General features: G+C 36.6%; 2 protein-coding genes and 1 other RNA gene. All 3 read right to left on the bottom strand.

Translation table 11 applies throughout. The features are described 5' to 3' along the window. Positions 1–165: 165 nt before the first annotated feature. A complete protein-coding gene (locus V1L65_RS28520; RefSeq protein ID WP_331702745.1) occupies positions 166–1,626 on the bottom strand; it encodes an ATP-binding protein in 1,461 nt (486 codons plus the stop codon). 677 nt (positions 1,627–2,303) lie between these two features. Next, complete coding sequence (locus V1L65_RS28515) at positions 2,304–3,902, bottom strand: restriction endonuclease (protein ID WP_331702744.1); 1,599 nt, start codon at positions 3,900–3,902, stop codon at positions 2,304–2,306. Between the two features lie 327 nt (positions 3,903–4,229). Then, positions 4,230–4,394, bottom strand: a transfer-messenger RNA (tmRNA) gene (gene ssrA / locus V1L65_RS28510); the annotation flags it as partial.

Raw genomic sequence — 4,394 nt, 5'->3', positions numbered from 1 at the left:
TTAAATGCTACCTTGCTAGAATAATGATCCATGAAGTTACGTGCAAGTTAGATATAAGGCCTTAGCAATTCAAAGACGCAGCTAACTAACAGCTTTAAGTTGTCAGCTAATAGTGCCTTTTACTAAATTGAAAGTTATGTGCAAGTTAGCGTCAAGTTAAAATGCCTACGCCCAGTAAGGTACATACTTCATATGTTTCGGAGCTGTATCAGGTTCTTTTAGTTTTACCTTGGTTGCTTCTACTGTATCTTTTATGATCCTTGAAGAAATGGAGATTTGTTTATCATTCATTCCAAATCGATGACGCAAAGTTGCATTTGTCATAAAATCTCTTGTTACATATTTCAAACAAGCATGTAAGTAACAGGCTCTCACCCGTTCTTCTCGATCCATTTCTGCAAACGGCTTGTGCGAAAACAATATAACACGAGTGTGTTCTTCGGTCACATCAATTATAGGGGCTGGTAATTGATAAAATTCCGTTTGTGAAACTACTTTATCAAAACCACTGCCTCGCTCTTCACAAACTCCAACACGACGTAGAAAGGAAGCCATTGCTTCATTACGAGATCTAGGAGGACTATCTATAAAACGTTCCACTTGGACAAGCGGAACTCCTGGATTTGTTATTTCCATGCGGTCTGAAAAAATTTCAATCATTGGACCAGTTCCACGCAATGAAAAGTCCTGATGAATAATAGCATTTGCTACCAATTCACGAACAGCTAATTCAGGATACATTGATACATCTTTCCTTAAAGCTTTCCCGATTATCTCGTTTCTCGGTAGAAGATTATCTATAAATCCAATAAGCCCCTCGAATCCCGCTGCATATCCCTTAACACCTTCTTGTTCCCTCTCAGTTTGAATACGATCCTTGCCGCTATATATAATAACACGCACTGATTTTCTTTTCAGATGACTGAAACTTGATAATCTCTTAGCAAATAGAATTGCACCCAAATTCGTAATATCCCATCCACCTGCATCACATTTTTTTATCATATTATCATCAGATAGACGCTCTAATATACGTTTCCTGTCTTCTGGTAATTCCATATCTAACAACTCAAAATAAGTTGGGTAATCAAGAAGTTTAAGTACATCAGTATCTGACACATGTTCTGCTGCAATCATGTCTTCGAATGGTGTTTTATCAAATGCTCTCCAAAGTGCTCTTTCTTTATCTGGATAATCCTTAAGATTTTTCTTATAGGAGCCAATACGTATATACTCTGTTCCCTTAAACTGAACAGGCTTATCAGCTGCTCTTTCAATCTCCAAAATCACTACTTTTCCCAAATCTGTAGCCAATTCATAAAATACAAAAAAAACTCGAGGGGACAATTGCCTTAATAACCAACTTTCCAATTCCTCATTACCTATCTTGCTTGCATGAGGACTAAAATTTGTACCAATAACTTCATGCGTGGCATCTTTCACACCCCAAACCATATAAGCATGGCTTTTCCCGTCCAGTGTGGCTGAATTACTCAACGCCGATATATACTCTCCTATACTTTCACTTTCCATATTGTTATGTTTAAATTCAACCCAACCAGTTTCATGTGGTAAATTACATAATTCATTCAAAAGGCTTCTCAGATATTCTTCCGTTCGATTCAAAGTTCTTCACCTCACCAACCAGCGTTTAAACTATTCTCATTATACAACATTATCGCCCATAAATATCCATATAAACATTTCAAATCGTTTACCATAGTTGGGACACATGGTACATGTTAGAAGGGATCTAACCGTTAAAATAGGAACATTTGTTCTTGTTTGATATTGCTGATTTTGCTAAACTATTAACAGAACCTTAAATGGAGGTGTGATATAGGAACAATCTCACAAATAGATGACCAATGAAAATATGCAGATGAAATTTGTACCAGAAACATTAAATCATAATTTGTAAAATGAGGAGGTAACAATAAGTGGCGAAATTCTATTATTACAATAAAAATACAGATAATAAAGGTAACCATGAAGTTCACACAGACGATTGTTCCTACATTCCTAATTCATCAAATCGAATATTAATTGGTTACGAAAATGATTGTCAATCTGCTATTAAACGAGTCAAACAGGATACAGGAAAAATAAATTTCGACGGCTGTTATTTCTGCAGTAATGCATGTCATAAAGGCTAAAAGCTTGATACTAAAGCAAAAAAGCGACCCTGACACGGTCGCTTTTCTGATAATAATGGTGGAGGCCAGGGGGTCCGAAGATCACGCCACACGGCTTTCTACGGGTGTAGTCACTGTTTGGATGTAATCGGTATAGCCTCGTCAGACTTATTCAAATAATATTCGTGCTTTAATTCCATTCTGCTCTAACAAATAGAGTAGTCCTCCACCATCAATAAGTTCAATTGGTTTATCTTTCGAGAATTCATAAGCATCTGGGCCATAACTTTTAGTTGTGACCAAAATCCCCTTATTTGCTCCTTCGTTCAACATTGTTCCATATAAATCCCTTACTGCCGAAACACCCACTGTATTTTTATAGCGTTTAGCCTGGATAACTACTTTACCTCCAACAATTGGTCTTGTATCAAAAGCTACACAATCAACTCCCCCATCTTTTGATGAACGAGTTAATTTAGCATCCAGTCCCATTCTTGAAAAAAGGTCAGTAACTAACCGCTCAAATTCATATGGATTTAGCTCCATTAAATTGGGTAAACTATTTAGTGATTCTAACATATCTTCATGGTCAACAAAACGTTTATCCACCATGTTAAATTCAACTATAGGTTTAACAGCTTGTAGCTCTGCAGGTCGAGGTGACACCTGAGCCCCTAAATTTCGTAAACATACTGACTTTTCCACGCGACTTAGATCAAGTTCCTCGAACTTTTCTTTCTGAACACGAGTAGATATAAGGTACGGAGTAATATCTTTACCAGTAGCCGGATCCACTGAATTCACATAACCATTAAACACTACTAACTGTATTACATTTCCTTGATCTGCTTCAAACACCTCATGAATAGTTCGCAAAGTTACTCCTGCCACAATATCCGCATATATTTCTTTTATTTCTTGAATTTTTCTAGGTTTTTCATTTATCTCATCTTTTGTTTTTATGTACTTATATTCCACTATTGCAGGTATAATTTCTTTATTTGGAAACTCATAATCAATAACTAATTCTTTAGAATCAGGCAAATATGCTAATCGGAATATCTGGGGAAATTCATCCGGATATTCAGAACGTTCCAATACCATAGTATTATATGCAATTACTGCATCGCTCTCCCCATTCTGATATTCTTCCTCGAATTGGTCAACTTCTAGATTTCGTTCTTTAACCTTCAACTCATACCTAGATTTTTCTTCATCATATTCAGTTTTTAATTGATCTAAATAACTTATTCTTTCATTTTCTTTGAGTTCATATTGTACAAAGTCCGATTCATATTGTTGTTTAGCACTAATCAATGCTTTTTGATATCTTTTTTCTGAACCGGGAATTAACTTTGAGAAGAGACTAGGCTGCTCAATTCTATTAGTGTAATCCTCTAATTGGGGTTTGGGTAAAGGAGTAGTAATTCCCTCAGAAGCATAGAAACCTTTAAACTTCTCAGAAATTCTTAATGAAGAAAATGAGATACTATCATCTATTTGCAAGGTATGTTCCAGTATACATTTTAACTCAGCAATACGTTCGTTAAGATCATTATTTAAATAATCCGTTTCTTCAATCCTGCTTTCAATATAGCGTATCTTTGCCTCCTTCTCGGCCTGAATCAAACCTCTTTGGTATTCCCTTGCTGCCTTAATTGATTCTCGTTCTATTCGCTTTCTCTCAGACTCACGCAACCTGGCTTGTCTTGCATTTTCTCTAGCAATTGAGGCCATTAGCCCACTAAGACCACTTTTTCTTGCCAACTTGACCACTCCTGTTACAATTATAGAATTTTACATCACTTGAAAATTTATATTTACATTATTCGATATGATAATATATACTTCAACTTCATACTAGTCATTATTATACCTATACAACACATATTTTACCATGAATTATAGTCCAGTAGGACTAGCCATTGGTTCTATCTAATCAAAGTAGTTGAATGCAGTCTGAACTTAGCAGTGAAGATCATTACTCATCCATCCCCTTGAGAATTATCTAAAGAATAAAAGGCTGCTCTTATCTGTGTAACTAAAACTTTATAGCAAAAAAGCGACCTGACACGGTCGCTTTTCTGATGATATTGGTGGAGGCGAGGGGAGTTGAACCCCTGTCCGAAGATCACGCCACACGGCTTTCTACGGGTGTAGCTGCAGTTTTAATGTCACCTAAGGAGGCCCCCTGCAACGCGGTACTCTTTAGGTCAGCCTGATTATCTTCTTCCGTTGACCCCAGGCGGAGACCAATCG

This window comes from Paenibacillus sp. IITD108, assembly GCF_036541265.1.
GTDB lineage: Bacteria > Bacillota > Bacilli > Paenibacillales > Paenibacillaceae > Pristimantibacillus.
The sequence above is the reverse complement of the archived record's forward strand: the minus strand, read 5'-3'. Positions and strand labels throughout refer to the sequence as shown.